Source organism: Streptomyces sp. NPDC046831 (assembly GCF_040645305.1).
Taxonomy (GTDB): domain Bacteria; phylum Actinomycetota; class Actinomycetes; order Streptomycetales; family Streptomycetaceae; genus Streptomyces.
In genome coordinates this window covers 1-2,405 of sequence record NZ_JBEYXZ010000077.1, presented here as the reverse complement: position 1 = coordinate 2,405, position 2,405 = coordinate 1, and the positions used below count along the sequence as shown (strand labels likewise).

The 2,405-nt window shown below is 73.7% G+C and carries 1 protein-coding gene; it reads left to right on the top strand.

Going from position 1 to position 2,405, the window contains the following annotated elements; translation table 11 throughout:
- A partial coding sequence (locus ABZ920_RS30455; protein WP_361512062.1) for a beta-ketoacyl synthase N-terminal-like domain-containing protein occupies nt 1–2,405 on the top strand: 2,405 nt, incomplete at both ends.

Here is a 2,405-nt window from a genome sequence, read left to right as displayed (position 1 = left end):
ACCGCCGCCCACTGGACCCACCACATCCGCACCACCGTCCGCTACCACGACGCCGTCCAGACCCTCACCACCCACAACACCACCACAGTCCTCGAGATCGGACCCGACGCCGCCCTCACCCCCCACACCCCCGACGCCATACCCGTACTCCGCCGGGGGCAGCCGGAGCCCGATTCCGTTCTGCGGGCGCTGGCCACCGCCCACGTACAGGGCGTGCAAGTCGACTGGGCGGCCGGGCTGGGTGGTTGGGGCGGTCAGGCGGTGGGGCTGCCGACGTACGCCTTCCAACGGCAGCGGTACTGGCTGGACTCGGTGCCGGCCCCGGCGACCGCGACGCCCGCGGTCACGGTCGTGGAGGAGCCCGTGGCGGAGGACCGGTCCGACGCCCGGACCGAGGCCGGGACCGTCCTCGAGCCCGCGGGGCTGCTCGACCTGGTGCGGACGCAGGCCGCGATCGTGCTCGGCCATGTGACCGGCGACGCGGTGGACGCGGAGCGGTCGTTCAAGGATCTCGGTTTCGACTCGGTGGCGTCGGTGGAGCTGCGTGACCGGTTGCAGGCCGCCACGGGACTGAGCCTGCCGTCCGCGCTCGTCTACCACCACCCCACGCCCGATGCCGTCGTACGGCTGCTGCGTGAGCGGCTTACGGGCGGGGGCGGCGCGACGGCGGCGGCCGGGTCGTCCGAGCCTGCCACCGCCCCCGTCGATCCGGTCGATCCGGTCGATCCGGTCGATCCGGTCGTCATCGTGGGCATGGCCTGCCGTTTCCCGGGCGGGGTGGGCTCACCCGAGGATCTGTGGGACCTGGTGTCGACCGGCGGTGACGCGATCGGCCCGTTCCCCGACGACCGCGGCTGGGACCTGGACGCGCTGTTCGACCCGGACCCGGACCGGCCGGGCACGACGTACGTCCGCGAGGGCGGGTTCCTGCGGGACGCGGGCGCGTTCGATCCGGCGCTGTTCGGGATCAGCCCGCGTGAGGCGGAGGCCATGGACCCGCAGCAGCGGCTGCTCCTGGAGACCGCCTGGGAGACGTTCGAGCGGGCGGGCATCGCACCGGACGCGCTGCGCGGGAGCCGGGCGGGCGTGTTCGTCGGGGCGACCGCGCAGGACTACGGGCCCCGGCTGCACGAACCGGCGGAGGGTTTCGACGGGTATCTGCTCACGGGCAGTACGTCCAGTGTCGCGTCGGGCCGCCTGGCCTACGCGTTCGGCCTGGAAGGGCCCGCGGTCACGGTCGACACGGCGTGCTCGTCGTCGCTGGTCGCGCTGCATCTGGCCGCGCAGGCGCTGCGGCAGGGCGAGTGCGACCTCGCGCTCGCGGGCGGCGTCACCGTCATGGCGACGCCGGGGATGTTCCTGGAGTTCAGCAGGCAGCGCGGTCTGTCGCCGGACGCCCGCTGCAAGCCGTTCGCGGCGGCGGCCGACGGCACCGCGTGGGCCGAGGGCGTGGGCCTGCTGCTCGTGGAGCGGTTGTCGGACGCGCGCCGCAACGGCCATCACGTCCTGGCCGTCGTGCGCGGCTCCGCCATCAACCAGGACGGCGCCAGCAACGGACTCACCGCCCCCAACGGCCCCTCCCAGGAACGCGTCATCCGCCAAGCCCTCACCCGAGCCCGCCTCACCCCCGCCGACATCGACGCGATGGAGGCGCACGGCACGGGCACCAAACTGGGCGACCCGATCGAGGCGGATGCGCTGCTGGCCACGTACGGGCAGGACCGCCCGGCCGAACGGCCGCTGCTCCTCGGTTCGTTGAAGTCGAACATCGGGCACGCGCAGGCCGCGGCCGGGGTCGGCGGTGTCATCAAGATGGTGATGGCGATGCGGCACGGCGTGCTGCCGCGCACTCTGCACGTCGACGAGCCGACCCCGCACGTCGACTGGTCGGCGGGCGCCGTCCGCCTCCTCACCGAGGACCACACCTGGACCACCCCCGACGACCGGCCGCGCCGCGCCGCCGTCTCCTCCTTCGGCATCAGCGGCACCAACGCCCACGTCATCCTCGAACAACCCGTGGGTGAAGGGGAGTCGGCGACGGAGCCGGACATCCCCGCCCTGTGGCCGGTCTCGGCACACAGCCCCGAGGCGCTGCGCGAACAGGCGGCACGACTGCGCTCGTACGTCACGGACGCGCCGACGGCCGACCCGAGGGCGATCGGCCGGGCCCTGACGAACGGACGGGCGGCGCTGGAGCACCGGGCCGTCGTCCTGGCCGACGACCGCGACGAGGCACTGGCCGCGCTCACGGCCCTGGCCGAGGACCGCGAACACCCGTCCGTCATACGCAGCCGGCGCACCAGCGGCCGTACGGCGTTCGTGTACTCCGGGCAGGGCAGTCAGCGCTCGGGGATGGGACGTGAACTGTACGAGACCTACGGAGAGTTCGCCGCCGCCTTCGACCA